At 71.6% G+C, this 25,965-nt stretch carries 22 protein-coding genes; 9 read left to right on the top strand and 13 right to left on the bottom strand.

Annotation, left to right across the window (positions count from 1 at the left end; translation table 11 throughout):
* Positions 1–8: 8 nt before the first annotated feature.
* The 6 genes from DEJ13_RS00290 to DEJ13_RS00265 form a co-directional block, all read right to left on the bottom strand.
* On the bottom strand, positions 9–962 hold the full coding sequence (locus tag DEJ13_RS00290) for a 3-hydroxyacyl-CoA dehydrogenase family protein (protein ID WP_056120912.1): 954 nt from the start codon (positions 960–962) through the stop codon (positions 9–11).
* Positions 959–1,960, bottom strand: coding sequence for a sugar phosphate isomerase/epimerase family protein (locus DEJ13_RS00285; RefSeq protein WP_056120913.1), 1,002 nt, complete (start codon positions 1,958–1,960; stop codon positions 959–961). The genes DEJ13_RS00290 and DEJ13_RS00285 overlap by 4 nt, the downstream gene beginning before the upstream one ends.
* Before the next feature lie 240 nt (positions 1,961–2,200).
* Positions 2,201–2,917, bottom strand: a complete 717-nt coding sequence (locus DEJ13_RS00280; RefSeq protein ID WP_111106155.1) for a GntR family transcriptional regulator — start codon at positions 2,915–2,917, stop codon at positions 2,201–2,203.
* Between the two features lie 27 nt (positions 2,918–2,944).
* Complete coding sequence (locus tag DEJ13_RS00275) at positions 2,945–4,882, bottom strand: S9 family peptidase (RefSeq protein WP_258374032.1); 1,938 nt, start codon at positions 4,880–4,882, stop codon at positions 2,945–2,947.
* On the bottom strand, positions 4,879–6,678 hold the full coding sequence (locus DEJ13_RS00270; RefSeq protein WP_111106153.1) for an N-acetylglutaminylglutamine amidotransferase: 1,800 nt from the start codon (positions 6,676–6,678) through the stop codon (positions 4,879–4,881). The genes DEJ13_RS00275 and DEJ13_RS00270 overlap by 4 nt, the downstream gene beginning before the upstream one ends.
* Entirely contained in the window at positions 6,678–9,227 is a 2,550-nt protein-coding gene (locus DEJ13_RS00265) for a carboxylate--amine ligase/circularly permuted type 2 ATP-grasp protein (protein ID WP_111106152.1), read from the bottom strand. Before DEJ13_RS00265 ends, DEJ13_RS00270 begins: the two co-directional genes overlap by 1 nt.
* Before the next feature lie 87 nt (positions 9,228–9,314).
* Here DEJ13_RS00265 and DEJ13_RS00260 point away from each other — a divergent pair, with 87 nt between their 5' ends.
* Entirely contained in the window at positions 9,315–10,661 is a 1,347-nt protein-coding gene (locus DEJ13_RS00260; RefSeq protein ID WP_111106151.1) for an alpha/beta fold hydrolase, read from the top strand.
* On the top strand, positions 10,658–12,247 hold the full coding sequence (locus tag DEJ13_RS00255; protein ID WP_111106185.1) for a GMC family oxidoreductase: 1,590 nt from the start codon (positions 10,658–10,660) through the stop codon (positions 12,245–12,247). The genes DEJ13_RS00260 and DEJ13_RS00255 overlap by 4 nt, the downstream gene beginning before the upstream one ends.
* A gap of 234 nt (positions 12,248–12,481) precedes the next feature.
* On the opposite strand, the gene DEJ13_RS00250 is transcribed toward DEJ13_RS00255, so the two are convergent.
* The 5 genes from DEJ13_RS00250 to DEJ13_RS00230 are packed head-to-tail and all read right to left on the bottom strand — an operon-like array spanning position 12,482 to position 18,141.
* A complete protein-coding gene (locus DEJ13_RS00250; RefSeq protein ID WP_082517817.1) occupies positions 12,482–13,351 on the bottom strand; it encodes an ABC transporter permease in 870 nt (289 codons plus the stop codon).
* Positions 13,348–14,271: an ABC transporter permease gene (locus DEJ13_RS00245; RefSeq protein WP_111106150.1), complete on the bottom strand. Its 924-nt coding sequence runs from the start codon at positions 14,269–14,271 to the stop codon at positions 13,348–13,350. The genes DEJ13_RS00250 and DEJ13_RS00245 overlap by 4 nt, the downstream gene beginning before the upstream one ends.
* A complete protein-coding gene (locus tag DEJ13_RS00240) occupies positions 14,268–15,476 on the bottom strand; it encodes a polyamine ABC transporter substrate-binding protein (protein ID WP_056120921.1) in 1,209 nt (402 codons plus the stop codon). Before DEJ13_RS00240 ends, DEJ13_RS00245 begins: the two co-directional genes overlap by 4 nt.
* Positions 15,473–16,663, bottom strand: a complete 1,191-nt coding sequence (locus DEJ13_RS00235) for an ABC transporter ATP-binding protein (protein ID WP_111106149.1) — start codon at positions 16,661–16,663, stop codon at positions 15,473–15,475. The genes DEJ13_RS00240 and DEJ13_RS00235 overlap by 4 nt, the downstream gene beginning before the upstream one ends.
* A 29-nt stretch (positions 16,664–16,692) precedes the next feature.
* Complete coding sequence (locus DEJ13_RS00230; protein ID WP_111106148.1) at positions 16,693–18,141, bottom strand: gamma-aminobutyraldehyde dehydrogenase; 1,449 nt, start codon at positions 18,139–18,141, stop codon at positions 16,693–16,695.
* A gap of 113 nt (positions 18,142–18,254) precedes the next feature.
* Here DEJ13_RS00230 and DEJ13_RS00225 point away from each other — a divergent pair, with 113 nt between their 5' ends.
* From DEJ13_RS00225 to DEJ13_RS00205, 5 genes are all read left to right on the top strand, one after another.
* Complete coding sequence (locus DEJ13_RS00225; protein WP_056120925.1) at positions 18,255–18,737, top strand: Lrp/AsnC family transcriptional regulator; 483 nt, start codon at positions 18,255–18,257, stop codon at positions 18,735–18,737.
* Positions 18,734–20,164, top strand: a complete 1,431-nt coding sequence (locus tag DEJ13_RS00220; RefSeq protein WP_111106147.1) for an aspartate aminotransferase family protein — start codon at positions 18,734–18,736, stop codon at positions 20,162–20,164. The genes DEJ13_RS00225 and DEJ13_RS00220 overlap by 4 nt, the downstream gene beginning before the upstream one ends.
* Positions 20,165–20,166: 2 nt before the next feature.
* Positions 20,167–21,531, top strand: a complete 1,365-nt coding sequence (locus DEJ13_RS00215) for an NAD(P)/FAD-dependent oxidoreductase (RefSeq protein ID WP_111106146.1) — start codon at positions 20,167–20,169, stop codon at positions 21,529–21,531.
* A complete protein-coding gene (locus DEJ13_RS00210) occupies positions 21,531–22,862 on the top strand; it encodes a flavin monoamine oxidase family protein (RefSeq protein WP_111106145.1) in 1,332 nt (443 codons plus the stop codon). The genes DEJ13_RS00215 and DEJ13_RS00210 overlap by 1 nt, the downstream gene beginning before the upstream one ends.
* Before the next feature lie 105 nt (positions 22,863–22,967).
* Positions 22,968–23,474 carry a hypothetical protein gene (locus DEJ13_RS00205; RefSeq protein ID WP_111106144.1) on the top strand — a complete coding sequence of 169 codons (507 nt, stop codon included), beginning with the start codon at positions 22,968–22,970 and terminating at the stop codon, positions 23,472–23,474.
* A 76-nt stretch (positions 23,475–23,550) separates the two neighbouring features.
* On the opposite strand, the gene DEJ13_RS00200 is transcribed toward DEJ13_RS00205, so the two are convergent.
* Entirely contained in the window at positions 23,551–24,369 is an 819-nt protein-coding gene (locus DEJ13_RS00200) for an SDR family oxidoreductase (protein ID WP_056120935.1), read from the bottom strand.
* A 125-nt stretch (positions 24,370–24,494) separates the two neighbouring features.
* Between DEJ13_RS00200 and DEJ13_RS00195 the strand changes: the two genes are divergently transcribed.
* Entirely contained in the window at positions 24,495–24,980 is a 486-nt protein-coding gene (locus DEJ13_RS00195; RefSeq protein WP_056120937.1) for a tetratricopeptide repeat protein, read from the top strand.
* The gene (locus tag DEJ13_RS00190) at positions 24,973–25,527 is read left to right on the top strand and encodes a hypothetical protein (RefSeq protein WP_111106143.1); all 555 of its coding nucleotides are present in this window, start codon (positions 24,973–24,975) and stop codon (positions 25,525–25,527) included. Before DEJ13_RS00195 ends, DEJ13_RS00190 begins: the two co-directional genes overlap by 8 nt.
* On the opposite strand, the gene DEJ13_RS00185 is transcribed toward DEJ13_RS00190, so the two are convergent.
* The gene (locus DEJ13_RS00185) at positions 25,496–25,936 is read right to left on the bottom strand and encodes a VOC family protein (RefSeq protein ID WP_111106142.1); all 441 of its coding nucleotides are present in this window, start codon (positions 25,934–25,936) and stop codon (positions 25,496–25,498) included. The genes DEJ13_RS00190 and DEJ13_RS00185 overlap by 32 nt on opposite strands.
* Positions 25,937–25,965: the final 29 nt, after the last annotated feature.

Genomic DNA, 25,965 nt, shown 5'->3' with positions numbered 1-25,965 from the left:
CGTGCTCCTCAGTGGATCGGCGCCGGGCCGAGCTCGTCGAGGAGCTTCTGCATGGCGACGTAGGCGCGGTTGCGGTAGGCGACGAGCTCGGGGGTGCGGTCCGCCGGCACGTCGAGGTAGCCGGACCCGGACTTCGTGCCGAGTTCGCCCGCGTCGACGTGCTGCTGCAGCGACGGCGGGGTCGCGAAGCGCTCGGGCCAGCGGGTCTGCAGCGACTCGAAGCAGAACGCGTAGACGTCGAGTCCGGCCATGTCGGCGATCGCGAACGGGCCGAAGAACGGCAGGCGGAAGCCGAAGGTCGTCCGGACGATCGTGTCGATGTCGTCAGGGGTCGCGATGCCCTCGTCGGCGATCTTCGTGGCCTCGTCGAACAGGGCGTACTGCAGGCGGTTGAGGACGAACCCGGTCGAGTCCTTGACGCGTGCGGACTGCTTGCCCGTGGCGGCGACGACGACCTCGCCGACCTCGACCGCGTGGTCGTTCGTCGTCGGGTGGGGGATGAGCTCGACGCCGGGGATGAACGGCGCGGGGTTCGAGAAGTGCACCCCGAGGAAGCGCTCGGGACCGGTGACGGCCTCGGCGAGGGACTCGATGAGGATCGTCGAGGTGTTCGATCCGATCACGGCGTCCGGACGCGCGGCGGCGCTGATGCGGCGGAGGGTCTCGTGCTTGATCGCGAGCTTCTCGGGCACCGCCTCCTCGATGAAGTCGGCGGTGGCCACCGCTTCCTCGATGGTCTCGGCAGCACTGAGGTGCTCGCGGACCCGTTCGACGGCGTCCGCCGGGAACAGCCCGTCGGCGACGAACTGCGCGGTCTCGCCGAGCAGGCGGTCCAGGTTCGCGCGAGCGATGTCCCCGGACACGTCGCTGATGCGGACGGTGTGTCCTGCGAGGGCCAGGACCTGAGCGATCCCGCCCCCCATGTAGCCGGATCCGACGACGGCGATGTCGAGGGTGCTCATCGAGTTGCTCCTTCGGTGGTGGTGGTGCTGAGGTCCGCGGTGGCGAGGACACCTCGGATGTAGTCCTGGTTCGTCGCGCACACGCCCAGGCTGTCGCCGCCGTACTGCTCGGTCATCACGATGCCGCGGAAGCCGTCGGCCACCGCGTCGCGCAGGACCTGGCGGTAGTTGATGAGCCCGGTCTCCATCGTGCTCGGGACCGAGGTGGACCAGCTCTGGTCCGCTGCCTCGTCGCGCGTGTAGTTCTTGACGTGCAGGTAGTTCGCGTACGGCATGGTCTTCGCGAAGAGCTCCCGCCACGGTTCGACCGGACGGTGCAGGCGGATCAGGTTCGCGACGTCGGCGTTGAGCCCGACGGTGTCGAGCCCGATCTCCTCGACCAGGCGGACCGCACTGTCGGCGGTGCCGAGGTAGGTGTCCTCGTAGAGCTCGAGCGCCATCGGCAGCCCGACCGAGGCCGCGTGCTCCCCGAGCTCCCGCAGCCGGGAGACCGCGGCGGCCCAGACCTCCGGGTCGTCCGGGTCCTTCGGACCCTGCGCCGTCCAGAACCAGAGCGCCTGCTTCTGGGCGTCGCTGAACGGCTGGTGCAGCCCGGTCGAGAACACCTGCATGCCCCACTCGGCCGCCGCGTCGATGGTGCGGTGCGCATACGCCAGGTTCTCGGCCTCGTGCCCCGGCTGGATGATGCTCCGGCGCTGCAGGTGCACCGACGGGATCCCGATGCCGTGCGACCGCGCGACCGCGAAGAACTCGTCCCGGCGGGACGGTTCCAAGTCGGCGGGGCGGACGTGGCTGTCGGCGAGCTCGGCGAGCGAGAACCCGGCGGCGGCGATCTGGCCGAAGACGTCGTCCCACACCGCGGGGTCGGCGTCGTGGAAGGCGACACCGTCGCGGCCGACGGGGGCGAACCCGTGCAGACACACGGCGATCGGCCACGTCTCGGCGGTCCAGGTCGTGGTGTCCCAGTCCTGCTGGACCCAGTCCTGCGGTGTGCTCACGGGATGCTCCTTCGCATGCGGCGGTTCGGCGGTGAACCTCTTTCCTATAGGAACCGTACTCCGACACGGCGAGACCGCAAGCGATCGGACCAAACCCCCCGCACGGGGGCTCCGAAGGAGACCGGGCTCGGAGGATCAGGACGCCCGTGCCGCTGACCCGAACCTCGGCACGGGCGTCCCCCCGTATCAGGCCGATCAGGACGATCAGGACGATCAGGACGACGCTCTCCAGCGCGACCGTCAGGGCGTGTGGGACGCGTCCGCCCGCGACCGCTCGCGGACGGCGTCGATGTGCGTCCGCATCGCGGCGACCGCCGTCTGGGGATCGACCCCCAGCGCGTCCACGATCGCCTGGTGCTCGTGCACGGCACGGTCGGTGTCGTCGTCGCCGCCCTCGACGATCTGCCGCATCCGGTGCACCCGCGTCGTGATGACCTCGGACATCTCCTGCAGGAACGGGTTGCGTGCGGCGTCGAACACGACCTGGTGGAACTGCCAGTCGCTCCGGAAGAACCGGGCCATCAGCTCCTCGGGCGCGGCCTGCACCCCCACGGCCGCGATCTCCCGGACCACCGCCGCCTGTTGCCCGAGTGCCGCCTCGAGTCGCGCACGCAGCGCGCCGACGTCACCCCGGGCCGCGAGGTCGACCGCGCCGCTCTCGATGATGAGCCGGGCGTCGAACAGCGCCTCGAGCTGGTCGCCGGCGAGCGGCGGAGCCACGCGGTACCCCTTGTTCGCCTCGCGCACCACCAGGCCGGTCCGCTCGAGCTGCACCAGCGCCTCGCGCACCGGGGTCGGCGAGACACCGAGCGTCCGGGCGAGCCCGTCGATCGACAGGCGCATGCCCGGCTCGACGTCGTGCCCCATCAGCACGTCGAGCACCCGGTCGTACACGCGGTCGCGCAGCCCGCGCTGCGTGATGCGTCCCGTCGGGAAGCCGGGCACGGTGGTGGTCACGTCCTCGATCCTAGGGAACGCCGGGTCTCACCCGAGACGGGAGGCCAGGAACGACACCATCGTCCGGACGAGTTCCGCACGCGACGTCGCCCGGCGGTACTCGTGCCCCTCGCCCGCGAGCTCGAGGTACTCGACGTCGTGCGCCCGGTCGCGCAGTGCGGCGACGAGCTGGTGCGCCTCGCCGATCGGCACGTTGGTGTCGAGCTCGCCGTGCACGACGAGCAGCGGCGCCGTCACGTCGTCGACCGCGCGCATCGGCGACAGCGACGCGAGCAGCTCGTGGTCGTGCAGCGGGTGCCCGTACTTCGTCGCCGCGGCTCCCGCGATCCACGGTTCGGTGTCGCGGTAGAACGTCGCGAAGTCGCTCATGCCGCACACCGCGACCCCGGCCGCGAAGACGTCCGGGGTGAACGCCAACGAGGCGTTGGTCGCGTAGCCGCCGTACGAGCGGCCCTCGACCGCGACGCGCGACCGGTCTGCCCAGCCCGACGACACGAGCCACCGGGCGCAGTCGACGACGTCGGCCAGCGCGTCCCACCGCAGGGCCAGGTCGTCCGCGTGCACGAACGCGGCGCCGTACCCGGAGGAACCCCGGATGTTCGGTGCGAAGACGGTGATGCCCGCCGCGGCGAGCGCCTGGTGCTGCGGCGAGAACGTCGGCCGTTCCTGCGACTCCGGCCCGCCGTGCAGGTGGACCATCGCTGCGCGACGGACGGGAGGAACGGCCCGGTCGACGTCGTCAGCCGCCGGTGACGCCGCGGCCGGCTCGACCGCCGGGTAGAGCCATCCGGTCAGCTCCAGTCCGTCGCGTGCGGCGAAGCGCTGCAACACGGGTTCGACGAGCGGGGTGTCCGGCAGTGCCGGGGCGTCGGTGACGCGGCTCCAGGTCAGGGCGTTCGTGTCGAGACGCCACAGACCGCGGGGGCTGGTCGGTCCCTCGACGGCGAGGATGACGCTGCGGCCGTCGCGGCTGAGCACCGGGTCGGTGACGACCGCACCGGGCAGGTCCGGCACCGGGGTGCGCGAGGCGTCGTGCGTGTTGACGAGCTCGAGCTCGCTGCGCCCGTCGACGTTCCACCCGAGCAGCAGCGTGCGGCCGGCGTCGTCGGCGTCGAGGAACTCGAGCTCGGCGTCGTCACGTCCGACGATGCGTCGGGACCGTCCGCGCCACCCGTGCGGGCCGACGGGCTGTGCGACGAGCTGGCGGCGCGGAGCACCGGCCTCGGTGGCGACGTACGCCACGAGCGGGCTGGTCTCGCTCGCCGGGGACGGCCGCAGGAACGCGATCTCGGCGGATCCGGACGGCGGGTCCGTCAGCAGCGGGTGGCTCTCGTCGGTCAACCGGTCGACGGCGACGACGAACTCCTGCCCGCGCTGCCCGTCGCGCAGCACCACCAAGCGTTCCTCGACCGACAGGTCGAGCACGTGGATGAGCTCGCCGACCGCCAGGTCGTCGCGGTCGCCGGACACCGGGTCCACCAGGTACGCGCGGGCGGGCTGCTCGGGCTCGGTCGACGGCAGGGTGATCACGACGCGGTGCCCGCTGCGGCTCCACGGTCCGAGTTCGGCGTGCTGGTACCGCGACCCGGCGATCTGCGCCGCGTCGGAACCGTCGGGACGGACCACCCAGACCTGCTGCTTCACGCCGCCGTCGGTCGCGATCGCCACGGCGAGCCACTCGCCGTCCGAGGACCACGACACCCGGATGACCGGGTCGTCGGACAGTGCGATGCGGGTCGGCTCGGGGGGTGGGCCGTCCACCACGACGTCCTGCACGAACACCTCTGGGGTGCCGAACCGATCGCTCACGAAGGCGACACGGCGCGCGTTGCGCGTCATCGTCGGGCCCCACGACCCCCAGGCGGCCGTGAGCCGCTCGCCCAGGTCGGCCGCGGCCTCGGTCCTGACCGACCCGACGACCGTCGCCCGCCTGGCGACGTCGGTGGGGCCTCCTGCCCGGTTCACCGCACCCCCTGGTGCTGCAGCCACATCTCGATCAGGCCGAGCTGCCAGAGCGCGTTCGCGCCGATCTCGGTCCTGGTGGTGTTCGGGTCGCGGAGCATCCGCTCCACCGTCGCCGGGTCGAACAGGCCGCGCTCGCGCGCCTCTGGTGCGTGCAGCGCGACGCGGACGCGCTCGAGGTAGGGGCCCTCGAGCTGCCGGATCGCCGGCACGGGGAACGAGCCCTTGGTGCGGTCGATGACGGCGTCGGGGACGATGCCGCGCGACGCGCGCTTCAGCACGCCCTTGCCGCCGTCGGCGAGCTTGAGCGCCGTCGGGACCGCCCCGGCCAGCTCGACGAACTCGTGGTCGAGGAACGGGACGCGGGCCTCGAGCCCCCACGCCATGGTCATGTTGTCGACGCGCTTGACCGGGTCGTCGACGAGCATGATGGTCGTGTCGCTGCGGAGTGCGGCGTCCACGCTGTCGTCGGCACCGGGGCGGGCGAACTCGCGGTCGACGAACGCCGACGGGGTGTCGTCGTCGCTGCGCCAGCGCTCCCCGAGCAGTCCCTGCAGAGTCGGCCAGCGGCGGTCCATGAACACCGAGCGGTACGCCTCGGCGGCCTGGTCCCGCGGGACGTCCGCCAGCGGCGGGTACCAGCTGTAGCCGGCCAGGATCTCGTCGGCACCCTGCCCGGACTGCACGACCTTGACGTGCTGCGAGACCTCTTGTGACAGCAGCCAGAACGCGACGCAGTCGTGGCTGACCATGGGCTCGCTCATCGCCGCCACCGCGCCGTCGATGCCGTCGAGCAGCCGCGACGACGGGATGCGGATGCGGTGGTGGTCGGTGCCGAAGTGCCGGGCGACCAGGTCCGAGTACTCGAACTCGTCGCCGGACTCACCGCCGGCCGCCTCGAAGCCGATGCTGAACGTGGCGAGGTCGCGCTGACCGGCCTCGGCGAGCAGGGCGACCACGAGCGAGGAGTCGATGCCGCCGGAGAGCAGCACGCCCACGGGGACGTCGGCGACCATGCGCCGTCCGACCGCGGTGCGGAGGGACTCGACCATGGCGTGCTGCCAGTCCTGGTCCGACCAGTCGGCCTTGGCCGGGTCACGCTCGAACCGGGGTTCCCAGTACACGGTGTCCGTGGTCGTGCCGTCGGGCTCGACCACCCGGACGGTCGCGGGCGGGAGCTTGCCGACACCGGACAGGATCGTGCGCGGAGCCGGGACGATCGAGTGGAAGGTCATGTACGACGCGAAGGCGACCGGGTCGATCGACGTGTCGACGTCATGGCTGCCGCCGCCGCTGCCCGCCAGGACCGCGGGCAGGGAGCTCGCGAACCGGAGCCCGCCGGGCACAGGAGCGACGTAGAGCGGCTTGATGCCCAGGCGGTCCCGCGCCAGGACGAGCCGCCCGCTGGCGTGCTCCCAGATCGCGATCGCGAACATCCCGACCAGGTGCTCGACGAACGCGGTGCCCCACTCGGCGTACGCGGCGACGATGACCTCGGTGTCCGACGTCGAGTCGAAGGTGTGGCCCTTGCCGTGCAGCTCGTCGCGGAGCTGCCGGTAGTTGTAGACCATGCCGTTGTAGGCGATCGTGAGACCCAGCCGCGCCACGACCATCGGCTGCGCCCCGGCGGTGGACAGGTCGACGATCGACAGACGTCGGTGGCCGAGCGCGACGGGGCCGCGGGCCCACAGGCCGTCGCCGTCGGGGCCCCGGTGCACCATGCAGCCCGTCATCCGGGCGACCGCGACCACGTCGGGTGCGGTGCCGTCGAAGCGGATCTCGCCCGCGAGCCCGCACATCAGCGCGCTGCTTCCGCGTCGATGATCCACGTGTCCTTGGCGCCGCCGCCCCGCGAGGAGTTGACGACCATGCTGCCCTCGGGGGCGACGCGGGTCAGCGCGACGTCGGCCAGGTGGACGTCGTCCGGGCCGGTCCCGGTGACGTACACGAACGCCCGGAGGTCGACGTGCCGCGGGTCGAGGCCGGAGGGGCCGATGGTGGGGTGCGACGACAGCTGCACGACCTCTTGCCCCACCCAGCCCGCGGGGTCGGCGGCGATCGCGCGTCGGCGTTCCGCGACCTCGGGGGCACTCGCGCTCGGACCGATCATCACGTCGCGGCCGCCCTCGCCGTCGACGGGCTTGGTGACGAGCTCGCCGACGCGGTCGAGCACGGACAGCCGCTCGACCTCGATGCCGGTGCGGTACGTCGGCACGGACTCGAGCAGGGGCTTCTGCTCGAGGTAGTACCAGATCAGGTCCGGCACCCAGACGTACATCGCCTTGTCGTCGACCAGCGCGTTGCCCGGCGCGTTGGCGAGGTGCACCGTGCCCGCCTGCGCCGCGTCGAGGATCCGCGCGCCGAGGTCCGGGGTCGCGTCGGTCCGCAGCGCGCTGACGTCGCGGTCGATCCGCAGGTAGAGCGCGTGCAGGACCTCGCCCGACGGGGCATGGACCACCTGCCCGTCGCGGACGTCGAGGTCGGACTCGGACACCAGCCGCATGCCGGCGCCGTCAGCCAGGCGACGGTGTTCGTACCAGGCACCGGCGCCCGGGCCGTCCGACACCAGGGCCACGACCGGGTCCGGGTGGCCGGTGACGGCGGACGCGTTCGCGCAGAGGGTGTCACGCAGCAGACCGAGGACGGTGTGCGGGTCGCGCAACCGGTCGGGGCGGGGGGCGTCCGGCACCACGTCGTCCATCATCTCGCGCAGGGCGAGTCCGTACGCGACACCGGAGGGCGAGCGAACGTTGTCCTCGAGCACGCGCCACCCGCCGAACTCGTTCCGGATCAGGTCGAAGCCGATCACCGACGCCCGGACGGCATCGGCGGGGAGCCGAGCCGCATCCGGGTCCCAGCCGTTCGCCCCGACGAAGTCGTCCTGGTGCATCGCACCGTCCGTGACGATCCGTCTGGCGCCGTACGCGTCACGCAGGAAGAGCTCGATGGCCCGTGCCCGCTGGGCGAGACCGGCCTCGAGCTGGGCCCACTCGTAGGCACTGATCGTGCGCGGCACCAGGTCGCACCCGAAGACCTGCACGCCGCCGTCGACGACGAACCCGACCTCGTGCTCGCGGGTCCAGACGTCCCGCGCGGCGCAGCGCTCGATCGTGGTGTCGGCGTCCCAGCCGCGGAAGAACGCGGCCAGGTCGCGGAAGGCGGGGCGCGGGCGGGCACCGGGTCCGACCGCTTCGTCGCCCGCGCGCACCCGGTAGGACGGGATCGCGACCACGGGGTGTTCCTCGTGGCCGGAGGGCGTCCCCGCGGTGTCGGCGATGACCTGGGCGACGACGTCGTCCAGGCTGCCGCGCTCGGCGTACGCGGTGCGTTGCCGGTCGGTGGAGGTGCCCCGAGCGAGCGTGTCCTCGACCAGGTCGGCGACCGTGGCCCAGTCGCCGAGTTCCTCGAGCTCGGGACGCAGGCGGGAGACGAGCTGTCGGACCGCGATCTCTGCCGGAAGGCGCTCCGGGTGCTGCCCGAGCCCGAGCAGTTCGCCGCTCAGACCGCTGCGGGCGGCCTGCCACATCGCCGCCCGGTGCAGCGGTTCGCTGCGCGGGTGCCACTCGGCGCCGGACTCGACCGCGAGCTCGGCCTTGCGGACCGCGGCGCGGAAGAGCCCGGCGATCAGGACGGCGTCGTCGACCACGGGGGTGGCGTCGCAGACCCGGAGCTCGAGCGTCGGCGCGTGGGACGAGGGCCGGACGTCGAAGTACGCCATCTTCTTGTCGGCGATCACGCCCGACGCGATGAGGTCGTCGAGCACCTTGTCGTACTCCGCCGCACTCGACACCCGACCGAAGCTGCCGGCGGACGGCCACCGCTGCCAGATGATGCTGCGGAACGAGGAGTACCCGGTGTCCTGCCCGTTCCAGAACGGACTCGACGCACTCAGGGCCAGCAGCGCGGGCAGCGTCGGTGCCACGCGCTGGGCGATCTGCACCGCGAGGTCGCGGTCGCTCACCCCGACGTGCACCTGCAGCCCGCAGATGAGCTGTTCGTCGACGAGCATCCGGTACTGCTCCTGCATCCGGCCGAAGCGACCGCCCGACGTCAGCTCGAAGTCGGCGTACTCGGACCGGGGTGCCGTGCCGGCCGCGGCGATCGTCACCCCCGCGGGCTCGATCGCCGCGGAGAGCTCTTGGCGCAGGTCGACGATCACCCGCCGGAGGTCGTCGAGGGTCGTCACGACCGGGGTGTTCGTCTCGATGGTGGTCCGCTGCAGTTCGGCGCCGAAGCGGTCGGCGGGCAGCTTGGGCAGAAGGCGGGGGGCCTTCGCGGAAAGTCGGCCGGACTCGAGGTCGATGAGGTGCAGTTCTTCCTCGGCGCCGAGCGTCAGCTCTGCACTCATGTGGAGAACCTACCGGCGACGGGTGTCGTGCGCACGGGGGTACAGCAGGCTGTGAACAACCCCGTGGCTCGTCCGTAGAAACGAAGGATGACGGCGACCGCATTCTGCCTGCACGCCCTCGGGTCGAGTTCCGAGGAGTTCGCGACCCTCCGTGCGCGTCTCGCCGGGACCCTCGACCTGATCGGCGTCGACCTGCCCGGCTTCGGGCGGTCCTCCGCCGTGACCGGCACGACGGTCGAGGAGATGGTCGAGCGCGTCGAGCGTGCCATCGGCCGGAGCGGCGCCACCGAGTGGGTGCTCGTCGGGCACTCGATGGGCGGCAAGGTCGCGTCGGTGGTGGCGTCACGGACGATCGACGGCTCGAACGGCCTGTTCGGCCTGCGCGCCGTGGTGCTGCTCGCCGCCTCGCCGCTGTCGCCCGAGCCGATGGACGACGAGCGGCGACAGACCATGCTCGGCTGGGCGTCCGACGGCGAGATCGGCCCGGACGAGGCAGACACCTTCGTGTCCGCGAACACCGACGAGCAGCTGCCGCCGGAGCCCCACGCCATGGCCGTGCACGACGTGCAGCGCGCCGCCCCCGAGGCCTGGACCGCCTGGCTCGTCCGCGGCAGCCGCGAGGACTGGTCCGACCGCTTCCCCCCGAACCCGGTGCCGGCGCTCGTCCTGGCCGGCGCGGCCGACGGCGACCTCGGACCCGACGCGCAGCGCACCCTGAACCTGCCGCACTGGCCGAACGGCGAGTTCGGCGTCGTCGAGGGCGCCGCCCACCTGCTGCCGTGGGAGCGCCCGGACGACGTCGCCGACCGCATCCGGGACTTCTGGGACCGCCGAGTCGCTCCAGGACCCCTCGTGCCTGCCGCCACCGTGCGCGTCATCGCCTCACCGCGCGTCAGTGCGCGGACCCGGGGCATCCTGGCGGTCCGGTCGCTGCCGGACGACCCCGGCGCATCCCCGCAGGTCCTTACCGACCGCCAGCTGACCACCCTCCGTGCATTCGCCCGGGTCGTCGTGCCGCAGGACGACCGTCCGGTGGACCTGGCGCTCCGCGTCGACGCGCAGCTCGCCGACGGCCTCGGCGACGGCTGGCGTCCGGACGGGCTGCCCGTCGACGTGGACGCCTACCGCGCCGGACTCGACGCACTCGCGCCCGAGGCCGACCGGGGCGACGACCACCTGGCGACCGTGCTCGACGCGGTGTCCGAGGGCGAGCACACGCCGGCCGCCGGTCCCTTCGACGCGGAGCAGCTCCGCGCCTGGGCCGAGGACGCCAGCGTGGACCTCGCAAAGCAGTGGGTCGCGCACCCCGCGACCATGGCCGAGATCGACTACGACGGCTTCGCCAACGGTGGCGACGGCGTCCGCAAGCAGGGCTTCCTGCTCCTCGGAGCGGGACAGCGAGAAGCATGGGAACCGGCGGGAGCCGCACGATGAACCTGAACGACCAGCGCCGGTATGCCGAGGACGAGATCGTCGACGTGGTGGTCGTCGGCACGGGTGCGGGTGGCGCACCGCTGCTCGCGACCCTGGCACGACGCGGCCTGCGGGTCGTCGCCCTCGAGGCCGGTCCGAACACGGAGCCCGGGGACCACACGCCCGACGAGGTCGAGGCCCCCGGTGACATCAACTGGATGGACGAGCGCATCAGCGGCGGCAGCGCCCCGACCGCGTTCGGCCCGAACAACAGCGGCACCGGCGTGGGTGGGTCGACGCTGCACTGGGGTGCGTTCACCCCGCGCCCGAACGAGCACGACATCCGGCTGCGCACCGACTCGGGCAAGGGCGAGGACTGGCCGATCGAGCACGCCGAGCTGGTCCGCTGGATCGAGCAGGCCGAGCACGACGTCGGCGTCGCCGGACCCGCGCACTACCCGTGGGACCCCGCTCGTCGCTACCGCATGGGCCCGGCGGCGCGGAACGCCTCGTCGGACATGATGATGCGCGGCACCGCGGCCCTCGGGATCACGGCCACTGATGCCCCCGTGGGACTCACCACCGAGGACCGCATGCAGGAGCACCACGGCCTGCGCCAGGCGTGCGTGGCGTGCGGCTCGTGCCACCAGGGCTGCCGGAACGGCGCGAAGGTGTCCATGGACACCACGTACCTGCCCGCCGCGGTCGCGTTCGGCGCGGAGATCCGTGCCGAGTCGTTCGTGCACGGCATCGAGCTCGACGCCCGTGGGCAGGTCGAGGCGGTCGTCTACCGCCAGGGTGGCCGTGACCACCGCCAGCGCACCCGCTCCCTCGTGCTGGCCGCCGGCGGGATCGAGACCCCCCGGCTGCTGCTGCACACCGGACTCGCCAACAGCAGCGGTCAGGTGGGCCGCAACTTCACGGCCCACGGCGCGACCCAGGTGTGGGCGACGTTCGACGAGTCGATGCGCTCGTACCGCGGCTACCCGTCGTCGATCATCACCGAGGACTTCATCCGTCCCGAGGGCGTCGACTTCGCTGGCGGCTACCTGATCCAGAGCCTGGGCGTGCAGCCGCTGACCCTCGCGACCTCGCTCGTGCGCGGCGGTGGCCTCCGTGGCGCCGCCCTCGTCCGGGCGATGCGCGACTACCCGCGGATGGCCGGCGTCGGCATCAACGCCGAGTGCCTGCCGTACGACGACAACCGGCTGGTCCTGACCGACGAGCTCGACGCGAACGGCATGCCCGTCGCCCGGGTCACGTTCTCGCCCGGTGACAACGAGGCCGCGGTCGCGGAGCACGCCATCGCGACGATGACCGCGATCGTCGAGGCCGCCGGCGGCAAGGACGTGCGCGTGCTCGACCGCACCGCGCACACCGTGGGCACCGCGCGGATGGGCACCGATCCCGAGCGCTCGGTCGTCGACGCGGTCGGCCGCTCGTGGGACGTGCCGAACATGTGGATCGTCGACAACTCGGTCTTCCCGAGTTCGCTCATCGCCAACCCGGCGCTGACGATCATGGCGCTGTCGCTCCGCACCGCCGACCGCATGCTGCGCGACGACGTCGCGGCCGACCGCGACCAGGCCGCGCGCGTCGCCGCCTGACGCGACCGATCGCGGACGGGAGGCCCGGTGCCAGCTGGCCCCGGGCCTCCCGTCGGTCGGTTGCCTGGCACGTTCCGGCCCAGCGTCCCGGCCCGCTCCTCGTGTCCGCCGGCGATGACACCCGCACCGTGCGAGTTCGCCGCCCGGTGCGACGTCGGCCGCCTGGTGCGAGGCATCAACCTCGCACCAGCCGGACAACCGCGCACCACCCGGCGGCGCAACAGCGCCGGGGCGTCACCCCCGCGTGCGCGCCAACCGACGGTTCAGCGCGCCGTTCAGCAGCGCGACCAGCAGTCCCACCGCGAACACCAGCGTCCCGAAGCAGAGCACCTGCGGCGGCATCCCGGCCTTCGCGGCGCCGTACACGAACAGGGGGAAGGTCACCGCGGGTCCGGCGACGAACGACGTGATCACGTAGTCGTCGATCGACATCGCGAGCGCCAACAGCCCCGCGGCGAGCATGCCCGGCGCCAGCAGCGGGAGCGTCACGAGCCGGAAGGCCTGGAACGGTGTCGCCCCGAGGTCACCGGCCGCCTCTTCGAGTGCCCGGGAGGTCCCCGCGATCCGCGCCCGCAGCACCACGACGACGTACGCCACGTCGAACGCCACGTGTGTCAGCAGCACCGTCAGGAACCCGGTCCCGAGCCCGATCGACAGGAAGAACGACAGCGACGCGGACCCGACGACGATCGACGGCGCCGCGATGTCGGCGAACACGACGCTGTTCACGACGCCGCGGCCCGGGAACCGGTACCGCTCGAGGGCCAGCGCGAGCGGCAGCCCGATCGCGACGGACACGATCGCGGCCAGGAACGCGACGACCACGGACGTCACGAAGGCCTGCCCGAGTCCGGACACGTTCACCAGGTTGGCGTACCAGTAGGTCGTGAAGCCGTTCCACGCGAACGACAGGCGGTTCGTGGGGGCGTCGTTGAACGAGTACACGACCATGTAGACGATCGGCACGAGGGTGATCGCGATGACGACCCAGTACACGATCGCCAGCCACGGCCCGCGGCGGTTCACGCCGTTGCGGTGCACGACCGGCGCGGAGACCGGCGATGCCGGTCCTGTGGACGAACGGGGTGGGGCGACGGCGGTCATACGAGGTCCTCGAGGTCGTCGGTGCCGGAGACCCGGGCGTAGATGAACAGGATGATGCCGAGCACGACCATGAGCACGGTCGACAGGGCCGCGGCGACGTTGTACTGCTGGTTGCCGGAGTAGGCGTCCTGGATCGCCTGCCCGATCGTGTACGTGTTCGTGCCCCCGAGCAGCGCCGAGTTGACCGGGTCGCCGACGCAGTCGATGAACACGAGCAGCACCCCGGCGAAGATGCCGGAGCGGGACAGCGGCAGCGTGGTGTGCCAGAACGCACGGACCTTGCCGGCGTACAGGTCGTTCGCCGCCTCGCCGAGTCGCGGGTCGATCCGCTCGAGCGCGGCGTAGATCGGCAGCACCATGAACGCCAGGTCGTTGTACGCGTCCCCGAAGACGACCGCCCCGCCGGTGCCGAGGATGTGGAAGTCCTTGCCGGCCAGCCCGATCCCCTGCAGGACGGTGACGACGGGCCCCTGCGACGCCAGCACGAACGCCCACATGTCGGTGCGGATGACGAACGACACCAGGAAGCTGATGAACACGAGCATGAGCAGCGGGTTCTTCCACCGCGGCGACACCCGGAACGCGACGAAGTACGCCACCGGGTACCCGACGATGATCGTCACGACGGTGGCGGCCAGGCCGTACCAGAGCGAGCGCAGCAGGAACGTCAGGTACGGCACCTGCGGGTCGACGAACAGTGACGAGTAGATCCCGAAGTTCCACGTGAACGTGTACCCGTCGTCCGGGTTGCCCGACATCAGCGAGACGATCAGCCCGGACACCAGCGGGATCACGAAGAACACGCAGAGGTACGCGGTGCCGACCAGCGCGAGCAGGAACGGCGTGCTGCGACGACGTCCCCGGCGTACCGACGCGGTGCCGGCGGGCCCGAACCCCGGGGCCACCCCGACGGCGCTCACGACTGCACCACCGCGTTGAAGATGCCGTTCCACTCCGAGTACTCGTCGTAGTTGGCGAACACGCGGAACTCGTGCGACTTCTCCAGCACCGACGCATCCGGGAACACGAGCGGACTGTCGGCCACGGTGGGGTCCTTGAGCTCGTCGCGCACGTAGTCCTCGGCGCCGGGCACCGGGCACACGTAGTTGACGTAGTCCTCGACGATCCCGGCGATCCGCGGCGTGTAGTAGTAGTCCATCCAGGTCAACGCCGACAGCGGGTTGGCGGCCTGCTTCGGGATGAGCATGTTGTCGTGCCACATCATCTGGCCCTCGTCCGGCGTGACGAACTCCAGGTCCGGGAACCCGGACTGCTGCGCCTGGAACACGTCACCCGACCACGCCTGGGTGATCCACGTGTCGCCGTTCTCCAACCGGTTGACGTAGCTCTGGTCGTAGAAGCCGGCGACACTCGGCCGCAGCTTCCGCAGCCAGTCCTGCGCCTTCCGCCAGTCCGACGGCGTCGAGGTCTCCGGAGCGATGCCGAGCGCCAGCAGCGCGAGCGAACCGAGCTCGGTGTTGTCGCTCATCAGCCCGATGCGGCCACGGAACGCGGGGTCGAGCAGGTCCTGGAACGAGGTGATCTTCCGCCCGGTGTACTTCGGGTTGTACGCCAGGCCCGTGAACCCGGTCTGCCACACCACGGAGTGCTTGTTGCCCGGGTCGTAGTTCGGGTCCTGCACCGAGTCCGACGCGTACTTGGCGAAGTTCGGCATCCGCGACCGGTCGAGCTGGCACACGAAGCCGTTCTTGATCATCTCGGTGAGCTCGTACCCGTTCGTCATGACGACCAGGTCGTAGCCGGTCGACCCCTTCGCCCGGAGGATCGGGGAGACGGTGGCGTAGAACGTCGCGTTGTCCTGGATCACCGCCTGGTAGTCCACGGCGATGCCCGTCTCCTGCTCGAACAGCCGCAGGGACTCGGACTTGCCGTGGTCGGAGTCGATGTACAGCGGCCAGTTCGCGAAGTTCAGGTCCTTGGTCTCCTTCGCGTCCCGCCAGAAGGCCGTCCAGTCGACGGGGTCGCCCTGCGACCCGGCCGAGCCCTTGATGCTGCACCCGGTCAGCAGGGCGGCGAGCGCCGCGGCACCGCCACCGGCGAGCAGCCCCCGGCGGCTGACACGGGCGGAGGTCAGGCCGCGCAGCAGGTCGGGTCCGGCGCTCATGCGACCGCACCTGCGGTGGCGGGCTGGCCGGACGGGAGGCCCGGTGCGGGCTGGGTGGTGACCGTCGCGTCGGACGTGTGCGGAGCCTCCAGACCGAAACCGTGGTCGACGCCCCAGGTGAGCCACACCTCGGTGCCGGTCGCGACCCGCGGGCCGCCCTTCGAGTTCTGGGCGAACACCGACACCCGGCCGGCTCCGGGGACGTCGACCAGGTACTGCGTGCTGACGCCGGAGAACGAGACGTCGACGACGCGTCCGGGGCCGAGGATGTTGCGGCCGGATTCGCGCGCGGGTTCGGCGGTGCGGATCTTGAGCTTCTCGGGGCGGACCCCGACGACCACGCGGCCCGTGGTGGTGACCGCGCGGTCGGTGGGCACGGCCAACGTGCCGGCCGCGGTCCGGACGACCAGCAGCGGGCCGTCGGTGCCCTGCACGTCGCCCTCGAGCAGGTTCGACTGCCCCAGGAAGTTGGCGACGAACGCGGTGCGCGGGAGTTCGTAGAGGTCCTCGGGGCTGCCCATCTGCTCGATCCGGCCACCGTTCATCACGGCGACGGTGTCGGCCATCGTCATCGCCTCCTCCTGGTCGTGGGTGACGTGCAGGAACGTCAACCCGACCTCGGCCTGGATGGTCTTGAGCTCGAGCTGCATCTGGTGCCGGAGCTTCAGGTCGAGGGCGCCGAGCGGTTCGTCGAGCAGCAGCAGCGCCGGCCGGTTGACGATGGCGCGGGCCAGGGCGACGCGCTGCTGCATGCCGCCGGACAGCTGCGCGGGCCGCTTCGACGCCGACGCCTCGAGCTCGACCAGCCGCAGCGCCTCCCGTGCCTTCGTCATCGGGTCCGGGATGCGGCGGCGCTTCAGGCCGAACGCGACGTTGTCGAGCACGCTCATGTGCGGGAAGAGCGCGTAGTTCTGGAACACGGTGTTGACCGGCCGCTGGTACGGCTTGGTCTCGGTGACGTCCTCGCCACCCAGCAGGATGCTGCCGCTCGTGGGTTCCTCGAGCCCGGCGACCAGTCGGAGCGTGGTGGTCTTGCCGCAGCCCGACGGACCGAGCAGGGCGAAGAACGACCCCGCCGGGACCGTCAGGTCCAGGGCGTCGACCGCGGTGTGCCCGGGGAACGACTTGGTGATCTGCTCGAGCCGGAGATCGGCTCCCGATTCGGCGAACGTGCCGGTCACTGCCATGGTGCCTCCTGCTGCAGGGTGGATCGGGCTCAGCCGATGTGGGACATGACGTGCTTGATGCGGGTGTAGTCGTCGAACCCGTACTGGGACAGGTCCTTGCCGTAGCCGGAGTGGCCGAAGCCCCCGTGCGGCATCTCGGCGACGATCGGGATGTGCGTGTTGATCCAGACGCAGCCGAAGTCCAGGTCGCGGGCGAAGCGCATGGCCCGGGCGTGGTCGGTCGTCCAGACGGAGCTCGCCAGGCCGTACTCCACACCGTTCGCGGCACGCAGGGCGTCCTCCTCGGTGCGGAAGCGCTGCACGGTCTGCACCGGCCCGAACACCTCCTGCTGCACGATCCGGTCGTCCTGGTGCAGGCCGGACACGATCGTCGCCTGGTGGTGGAAGCCACGGTCGCCGATCCGGTGCCCGCCGAGCTCGATCGTCGCGTGGTCGGGGAGTGTGTCGATGAACGAGCGCACCTGGGCGAGCTGCCCGGCGTTGTTGACCGGGCCGAAGTACGGGGCGTCGACGTCGGGGCCGCACTGCGCGTTGCCCCGGGCCTCGGCGACCAGGGCGGCGACGAACTCGTCGTGGATGCCCTCCTGCACGAGCAGCCGGGTCGCCGCGGTGCAGTCCTGCCCGGCGTTGAAGAACCCGGCCGCGACGATGCCGGCGACCGCGGCCGGGATGTCGGCGTCGTCGAAGACGATCACGGGCGCCTTGCCGCCGAGCTCGAGGTGGGTGCGCTTGAGGTCGTTCGCGGCGGCGCGGGCGACCTCCATGCCCGCGCGGACGGACCCGGTGATCGAGACGAGCTGCGGGGTCGGGTGGTCGATCATCGCGGCGCCCGTGGTGCGGTCCCCGACGACGACGTTGAGCACGCCCGGCGGCAGGAACTCCGCCGCGACCTCGGCGAGCAGCAGCGTCGACAGGGGTGTCGTGTCGCTCGGCTTCAGCACGGTGGTGTTGCCCGCGGCGATGGCGGGCGCGATCTTCCACACCGCCATGTTGAGCGGGTAGTTCCACGGCGTGACCTGCGCGACGACGCCGATCGGTTCGCGACGGACGAAGGACGTGTGGTCGGCCAGGTACTCGCCGGCGCTCCGGCCCTCGAGGTTGCGGGCGGCACCGGCGAAGAACCGGAGCTGGTCGACCGACAGCAGGATCTCGTCCTGCACCAGGGTGGCGCGGGGCTTGCCGGTGTCCAGGGACTCCAGGTCGGCGAACTCCTCGGCCCGCTCCTCCATCGCGTCGGCGATCCGGAACAGCGCGAGCTGCCGTTCGCCCGGGGTCGTCCGGCGCCACTGTGCGGACGCAGCCGCCGCCGACGTGAACGCGTCGTCCACGTCGGCAGCGGTGGACACCGGGGAGACGCCGTAGACCTGCTCGTCGGTGGGGTCGACCAGGTCCATGACGGCGTCCCCACGGGGCTCGACGAACGCGCCCCCGACGAAGTTCCGCACAGGGTGGGTGACGGTGCTCGTGGTGTCCGGCATGGCCGTGATACTGACACGGAAAACGGCGGTTCGGAAGACCTGTAACAACGGAAATCGTTGCGAAACACGTTGTTCACAACGGAATCCCTTGCATTGACGAGGAATGCGCTGCCATGCTGTCGGGCATGGCGGCAGCACCACGACGTCCGGGTCCGATCGACGACATCTCCAAGCGCATCATCGAGCAGCTCCAGGCCGACGGCCGCCGTCCGTACGGGGAGATCGGCAAGGCGGTCGGTCTCAGCGAGGCGGCGGTCCGGCAGCGCGTGCAGAAGCTGACCGAGACCGGCGTCATGCAGATCGTGGCGGTCACCGACCCGATGCAGCTCGGCTTCCACCGGCAGGCGATGATCGGCATCCGCGTCAACGGTGACACCCGCAAGGTCGCCGACGCACTCGAACAGCTGGCGGCCGTCGACTACCTCGTGATGACCGCGGGCAGCTTCGACCTGATGGTCGAGGTCGTCTGCGAGGACGACGACGACCTGATCGAACTGCTCAACGGCACGATCCGGGCCATCCCGGGCGTGACCGGTACCGAGACCTTCGTCTACCTGCAACTCCGCAAACAGCTCTACGACTGGGGAACGCGATGACCATCACCGACCGACCGACCCGCCTGGGCTCGTACGACCCGTTCGCGCCTGTCGACGACGCCGCCCTGCAGCAGAAGTCCCGTGACCACCTGTGGATGCACTTCGCCCGCCACGGGGCCAACCAGGCCGGCGCCGACGTGCCGATCATGGTGCGCGGCGAGGGACACCACGTGTACGACAGCCACGGCAAGGGCTACATCGACGGCCTGTCCGGCCTGTTCGTCGTCGCCGCCGGCCACGGCCGCAAGCGCCTGGCCGAGATGGCGGCGAAGCAGGCCGAGACGCTGTCGTTCTTCCCGATCTGGTCGTACGCGCACCCCGCCGCGATCGAGCTCGCCGACCGCCTGGCCGACCTGGCGCCGGGCGACCTCAACAAGGTGTTCTTCTCGACCGGCGGCGGTGAGGCCGTCGAGACCGCGTTCAAGCTCGCGAAGCACTACTGGAAGCTCCGCGGCAAGCCGATGAAGCACAAGGTGGTCTCCCGCGCGGTCGCGTACCACGGCACCCCGCAGGGAGCCCTCGCGATCACGGGCATCCCCGCGATGAAGCAGATGTTCGAGCCGCTGACCCCCGGCGGGCTGCGCGTGCCGAACACGAACTACTACCGCGCCGACGAGATGGGTTTCGCGGGCCAGTCGGAAGAGGAGTTCGGCGTCTGGGCCGCCGAGCGCATCCGCGAGATGATCGAGTTCGAGGGCCCCGACACCGTCGCCGCCGTGTTCCTCGAACCGGTGCAGAACTCCGGCGGCTGCTTCACCCCGCCGCCCGGGTACTTCCAGCGCGTGCGCGAGATCTGCGACGAGTACGACGTGCTGCTGGTCTCCGACGAGGTCATCTGCGCGTTCGGCCGCATCGGCACGATGTTCGCCTGTGACACGTACGGCTTCGTGCCGGACATGATCACGTGCGCCAAGGCGATGACCTCGGGGTACTCCCCGATCGGCGCGACGATCATCAGCGACAAGCTGTTCGAGCCGTTCTCCACGGGCGACACGACCTTCTACCACGGCTACACGTTCGGCGGGCACCCGGTGTCGGCCGCGGTCGCGATGGAGAACCTCGACATCTTCGAGGAAGAGGGCCTGCTCGCCAACGTCCAGCAGAACGCCCCGCTGTTCAAGGCCGAACTCGACACGCTGCGCGACCTGCCGATCGTCGGTGACGTGCGCGGTGCGGGGTACTTCTACGGCATCGAGCTCGTCAAGGACAAGGCCACCAAGACGACCTTCGACACCGACGAGTCCGAGCGGCTGCTGCGCGGGTTCCTGTCGAAGGCGCTGTTCGACGCCGGGCTGTACTGCCGCGCCGACGACCGGGGCGACCCCGTCGTGCAGCTCGCACCCCCGCTCACCATCGGGCAGCCGGAGTTCCGCGAGATCACCTCGATCCTGCGGAGCGTGCTGTCCGAGGCCGCGTCGAAGATCTGACCGTGACGGGCTACCGGGGCGTCTCGTTCTGGCTGGACCAGCTCGTGGTCACCGGCCGCGACGACCTGACGCCCCGGCCACCCCTCGACGGCGACCGCACGGCGGACGTCTGCATCGTCGGCGGTGGACTCACCGGTCTCTGGACCGCGTGGTACCTGCTGCAGGGTGATCCGGGCCTCCAGATCGTCGTCGTGGAACGCGAGATCGCGGGCTTCGGGGCGTCCGGACGGAACGGGGGCTGGTGCTCGGCGCTCTTCCCGCGGTCGGCCGCGTCCATCGCCGAGCACGACGGCCTGCGGGCCGCACTCGCGATGCGTCGGGCGATGCGCGAGACCGTCGACGAGGTCGGGCGCGCAGCGGCCGAGGCCGGCATCGACTGCGACTACGTCAAGGGCGGCACCGTGCTGTACGCGCGGTCCGCGGTGCAGGACCGCGCGGCCCGCGACGAGGTCGTGTCCGCCGGCGCCTTCGGTGACGACATGGTGCACCGGCCGGCAGCGGACGGTGACGCCGCCGGCACCGTCGGCGTGGCGTGGACCCCGGACTGCGCGCGGGTGCAGCCCGCCGCGTTGGTGCGCGGACTGGCCGCCGCCCTGGAGGCCCGTGGTGTCGTGATCGCGGAGCACACGCCCGCCACGTCCTGGGCCGCAGGGCGGGTGGTCACCGCCCGCGGGACCGTGTCGGCCGGCGCGGTCGTCGTCGCGGTCGAGGGCTACGGAGCACAACTGCCGCAGACCCGACGCCGGATCATGCCCCTGTACTCGCTCATGATCGCGACCGCACCGCTGCCCGCCGCCGTGTGGGACCGGATCGGGCTCGAGCACGGGCAGACGTTCTCGGACTACCGGCACCTGCTGGTCTACGGGCAGCGCACCGCCGACGACCGCCTGGCGTTCGGCGGCCGGGGCGCCCGGTACCACTGGGGGTCGGCGATCCGCCCCGGGTACGACCGGGTCCCGCGGGTGTTCTCGCACCTGCGATCCGCCCTGGTCGACCTGTTCCCGGCGGTGGCCGACGCACCCGTCACCCACACCTGGGGCGGGCCGCTCGGGGTGCCGCGCGACTGGTGCGCCTCGGTGACGTGGGACGGCGCCGTGGGCACCGCCGGCGGCTACGTCGGGGACGGGCTGTCGACGACCAACCTGGCGGGGCGCACCCTCGCCGACCTGGTGCGCGGGGTCCGCTCGGACCTGACTGCGCTTCCGTGGGTCGGGCACCACTCCCCCGACTGGGAGCGCGAGCCGCTGCGGTTCCTCGGGGCGAACGCCGGGCTGGTCGCGACGGACCTGGCCGACCGCGAGGAAGCACTGACCGGGCGGGCGAGCATCGCCGCGCGGCTGATGGCACCGCTGACGGGAGGGCACTGATGGGCGTGGACGTGATCGTCGTCGGGGCCGGTGTGGCCGGGCTCGCCGCCGCGCGTGCCCTGGTGCTGGCCGGGCAGGACGTCGTCGTGCTCGAGGCCCGCGACCGCATCGGCGGGCGCACCTGGACCGACACCGCGCTCGGCGTGCCCGTCGACCTCGGTGCGTCGTGGATCCACGGCGTCGACGGCAACCCGCTGTGGGAGCTGGCGACCGCGTTCGGCATCGACACCGTCGAGTTCACCGTCGGCAGCTTCCAGTTCGACCGGCGACCGATCGCGTGGCACGACTCGGCTGGCGCGGCCCTGCCGGACCCTGCCGTGTCGTCGTTCGTCGACGACCTGCACACCGTCGACCGGCTGCTCGACGGCGCGGTCGCAGCGGCTGCCCCGGGCGTCTCGTACGCCGAGGTGGTCGCCGCGGTGCTGTCGTCGCTCGGGTGGTCGGGCGATCGAGCACTGCGAGTGTCCGAGTACCTGGCGCACCGCTCCGAGGACCTGTGCGGCGCACCCGTCACCGACCTCGACGCCCACGGGCTCGAGGAGGAGCACGTGCCCGGTGACGAGGTCGTGTTCCCCCGCGGGTACGGGCAGTACGCGGCGGCGCTGGCCGACGGGCTGGACGTGCGGACCGGTGCCGTCGTGACCGAGGTCGCGCAGAACGACGAGCGCGTCCGGGTGACGACCGCCGACGGTGCCGTGTTCAGCGCCGCGTCGGCCGTGGTGACGGTGCCGCTCGGCGTGCTGCAGGCGGGCGACGTCGTCTTCGACCCGCCGCTGCCCGACCCCGTCGCCGGTGCGATGGGCCGGCTCGGGTTCGGCGTCTACGACAAGGTGTTCCTGCGCTTCCCGACGCGGTTCTGGGGCTCGGACTGGGTGATCCGGCAGCAGGGGCCCGCCGGCGTGGACTGGCACTCCTGGTACGACATGTCCCGCGTGACCGGGGAGCCCGTGCTCGCCGCGCTGGTCGGTGGTGCTGGTGCCCGTCGGCTCGAGCGGCTGACCGACGACGAGATCGTCACGGAGGGGCTTGCAGCACTCCGGCACATGTTCGGCGGAGCGGTGCCTGCACCCCAGGCAGTGCGGATCACCCGGTGGGCGGCGGACCCGTTCGCGCGGGGGTCGTACTCGTATCTGCACGTCGGGGCGTCGACCGACGACCACGACCTGCTCGGGACAGCGGTCGGCCGCGTGCAGCTGGCGGGCGAGGCCACGTGGGGCGACGACCCCGCGACGGTGCACGGGGCGCTGCTGTCCGGGTTACGGGCTGCCGGGCGGGTACTCGGGCGGCCGGTGTCGGCGGCGGAGTTGGCCGGGGCCGTGCCGGCGGCCTGACGTGGCGTCGGAGTTGTCGGGTCGTCGGGGTCGCGCGGTGCGGTGCTGCGCGTCGTGCGCTGCCTGTTCGCCTGCTGCTAGCGTGCAGCAACGGTGGGGGGAACCATGCAGACGTCTCGGATCGCGATCACCGCGGGCATCGCGGGGTCGCTGGCGATGCTGGCGGCCGGGTGCACCGCGGCGGACGAGCCCGCCCCGTCCCGGTCGGCCGCCGGCACCGTGGCACCGTCCGGCGTCGCGGCCACGCCCGACCCGGGTCGGTACCTCGCGATCCTGGACCGGCCGTTCTCACCCGACGACACCCTGCCGGACGACGCGATCGATCCTCCTGACACGATGGTCGCCAACAGCCAGCGGCTGGCGGTGACCCGGGACGGGACGACCTACTGGATCGCGGCCGATGCGGGCGGCGGCGCCTGCCTGATCGCGTACGACCCGGATCCGGCCAGCGTGGACAACTGGACCACGTGCGGCGGTGTCGTGCACCCGGAGTCGGTCATCGTGAACATGACCGGCGACGAGGGACGCCGGACGGCGCTCGTGACGGACGGCTTCGCCGGCGAGGGCGACGGGGTGCTGCACCCGATCGCGCAGAACGTGTGGGTGAGCTGAGACGCGACCCGGCTTCTGCCACGACCCTGCCTCGTCCGGGGACGCCGCGTCCAGCGTCGTCCCCGGACGCGGTCGGTCAGGCGCCGTGGGCCTCTTCCGCGACGGGCTGCCACTCGCGCCAGGTGGCCAGACGCGACTCGTAGTCCTTCTCGGCGATGCCGAGCGGCGCCTTGCCGAAGAAGACGCGCAGCGGGGGCTGCTCGGCGTCGACGACCTTGAGGATCGCCGACCGGGTCGCCTCGGGCTTGCCCGGGTCGGCGGCCGACGGACGCTTCGAGGCCGCCTCGCGCACGTCCGCGTACGCCGGGTTCTCGTCGCTGTGCTTCGACGACGGGCCCGACCAGTCGGTCGAGAACCCGCCGGGCTCGATCAGCGTGACGTTGATGCCGAAGCCCGCGACCTCCTGCGAGAGCGACTGCGACAGGCCCTCGAGCGCCCACTTCGACGCGTGGTACGCGCCGACGGTCGGGAAGGCGCTGATGCCGCCGATGCTCGACACCTGGATGACGTGGCCGGAGCCCTGCTCGCGCATGATCGGCAGGGCCGCCTGGGTGACCCAGAGCGCACCGAACAGGTTGGTCTCGAGCTGGCTGCGGACCTCGTCCTCGGTGAGCTCCTCGACCATGCCGAAGTGGCCGAAGCCGGCGTTGTTGATGACGACGTCGAGCGAGCCGAAGTGGTCCGCCGCCTGCTCGACCGCGGCGAAGTCGGCCGAGCGGTCGGTGACGTCGAGCTGGATGGCGAGGAACGTGTCCGGATACTGGTCGACGAGCGGCTGCACGTCGTCGGTGTTGCGGGCCGTGCCGGCGACCGAGTCGCCGCGCTCGAGTGCGGCTTCCGCCCACTCGCGGCCGAAGCCCTTGGATGCGCCGGTGATGAACCAGGTCTTGCTCATGTGTCCTCCTGTGGTCTGACACCGCCAGGCAACGCCAGCTCGGCTGGACGGACCTGGACGTCCGGGTGACACCGCGCGCCTTCCGGCCCACCCCCCGGTTGACGACGACCTCGTAGCCTGGGGCGATGGACACCGACGACTGGGAACGCGCCGTCGCGGCGCTGTGGGCAGACGAGACCGTCGACGACGAGCAGCGGATCGACCGGATGCGGGTGCTCGCCGACGCCGCCCCGCACCTCGCGCTCGGTGCGTTCGAGCTCGGCGGCGCGTGTGACTCGGGTGGACACGAGGCCGAGGCCGACACCCACTACACGGCCGCCACGGCAGCGGGTCTGGACGCCGTGGACCCGACACGCGCCGCGCAGATGGTCGTGCAGCACGCATCGACCCTGCGGAACCTCGGTCGTCTCGACGAGGCGATCGCCATGCTCGAGCACGCTCCGACCCACCCGGCGACGGGGGCTGCCCCGAGGGTCTTCCTGGCGCTCGCCCTGCACAGCGCGGGTCGTCACGACGAGGCACTCCGTGTCGCGATCGAAGCCGTCGAACCCACCCTGCCGCGCTACCACCGGTCCGTCCGCGCATACGCCGCAGCGCTCACCGATGACTGACGACGGTTCGTCAGCAGCGCTCTTCCTCAACGGCTCGTACGGGGTCGGGAAGACCTCGGTCCTCGACCACGTCGGGAACCTCCTGGCCGCCGCGGGTCGGCCGTTCAGCCTGATGGACGTGGACTGGTTCCACCGGTCGTGGCCCGTCGCGGCGGACGACCCGACCAACACGGCCGTCGAGGCCCAGAACATCGCGGCGGTCTGGGCGAACTACCGTCGCACAGGTCCACGGCAGCTCGTGCTGAGCGGCGTCATCGCCGACCCGCAGGACATGCGTCGGTACGCAGACGCGACGGGGATGCGCATCCGCTCGGTCCGGCTGGTCGCCAGCGCGCAGACCCTGGAGGCCCGTCTGCGACTCCGGTACGACAGCTCGCGTGCCGCGGAACTCTGGTGGCACCTGGAACGGTGCGTCGAACTGCAGGAACGGCAGGCCCGTGCGGACCTGGACGAACTGGTGGTCGCCACCGACGACCTGACGGCCGCCGAGGTGGCGCGGCGGGTCCTCGACCACGTCATCCCCGGGGCGCTGCGAACTCCAGGTTGACGTCGTCGGGGTCCTGCACGGACAGGATGACGAGCCCGAACGGCGGCAGGTCGGTGACCTCGCCGTGCGCGATGCCGGCCGCGTCCAGGCGCTCGACGGTCGCGTGCAGGTCGTCCACGGAGCCCACGCGGAAGGAGACGTGGTCCAGCCCGACGCGGTCCGGGTCGAACCGGTCGCCGACGGGTGCCACCGGGCGGAGCCCGAGCGTCTGACCGCCGAACGTGAACGAGCACCCGCCGTAGGTGCGCCAGGGATCGTCGTGGACGGTCGGGTCGTCGATCTGGTCACTGAAGTCGCTGCCGGGCGCCATCCCGAACAGCTGCTCGTAGAAGGCCTTGCTGCGGCGGATGTCGGTCACGGTCAGTCGCACGTGGGCGAAGCCGAGCGGCGTGACGATGGGGTCGGTCATCCCGACATCATCGTCCTCGGTACGGTGAG

The organism is Curtobacterium sp. MCLR17_007 (assembly GCF_003234655.2).
Classification (GTDB): Bacteria; Actinomycetota; Actinomycetes; order Actinomycetales; family Microbacteriaceae; genus Curtobacterium.
This window is presented reverse-complemented; position numbering and strand designations above follow the sequence as displayed.

Coding starts and splice junctions, on each gene's coding strand:
- DEJ13_RS00290 (WP_056120912.1), bottom strand. CDS start 962: ATGAGCACCCTCGACATCGCCGTCGTCGGATCCGGCTACATGGGGGGC.
- DEJ13_RS00235 (WP_111106149.1), bottom strand. CDS start 16,663: ATGGCAGTGACCGGCACGTTCGCCGAATCGGGAGCCGATCTCCGGCTC.
- DEJ13_RS00270 (WP_111106153.1), bottom strand. CDS start 6,678: ATGTGCGGGCTCGCGGGCGAGATCCGCTTCGACGGCACCGCACCCGAC.
- DEJ13_RS00260 (WP_111106151.1), top strand. CDS start 9,315: ATGACGGCGACCGCATTCTGCCTGCACGCCCTCGGGTCGAGTTCCGAG.
- DEJ13_RS00200 (WP_056120935.1), bottom strand. CDS start 24,369: ATGAGCAAGACCTGGTTCATCACCGGCGCATCCAAGGGCTTCGGCCGC.
- DEJ13_RS00220 (WP_111106147.1), top strand. CDS start 18,734: ATGACCATCACCGACCGACCGACCCGCCTGGGCTCGTACGACCCGTTC.
- DEJ13_RS00230 (WP_111106148.1), bottom strand. CDS start 18,141: ATGCCGGACACCACGAGCACCGTCACCCACCCTGTGCGGAACTTCGTC.
- DEJ13_RS00210 (WP_111106145.1), top strand. CDS start 21,531: ATGGGCGTGGACGTGATCGTCGTCGGGGCCGGTGTGGCCGGGCTCGCC.
- DEJ13_RS00240 (WP_056120921.1), bottom strand. CDS start 15,476: ATGAGCGCCGGACCCGACCTGCTGCGCGGCCTGACCTCCGCCCGTGTC.
- DEJ13_RS00205 (WP_111106144.1), top strand. CDS start 22,968: ATGCAGACGTCTCGGATCGCGATCACCGCGGGCATCGCGGGGTCGCTG.
- DEJ13_RS00250 (WP_082517817.1), bottom strand. CDS start 13,351: ATGACCGCCGTCGCCCCACCCCGTTCGTCCACAGGACCGGCATCGCCG.
- DEJ13_RS00195 (WP_056120937.1), top strand. CDS start 24,495: ATGGACACCGACGACTGGGAACGCGCCGTCGCGGCGCTGTGGGCAGAC.
- DEJ13_RS00190 (WP_111106143.1), top strand. CDS start 24,973: ATGACTGACGACGGTTCGTCAGCAGCGCTCTTCCTCAACGGCTCGTAC.
- DEJ13_RS00185 (WP_111106142.1), bottom strand. CDS start 25,936: ATGACCGACCCCATCGTCACGCCGCTCGGCTTCGCCCACGTGCGACTG.
- DEJ13_RS00255 (WP_111106185.1), top strand. CDS start 10,658: ATGAACCTGAACGACCAGCGCCGGTATGCCGAGGACGAGATCGTCGAC.
- DEJ13_RS00265 (WP_111106152.1), bottom strand. CDS start 9,227: ATGAGTGCAGAGCTGACGCTCGGCGCCGAGGAAGAACTGCACCTCATC.
- DEJ13_RS00225 (WP_056120925.1), top strand. CDS start 18,255: ATGCTGTCGGGCATGGCGGCAGCACCACGACGTCCGGGTCCGATCGAC.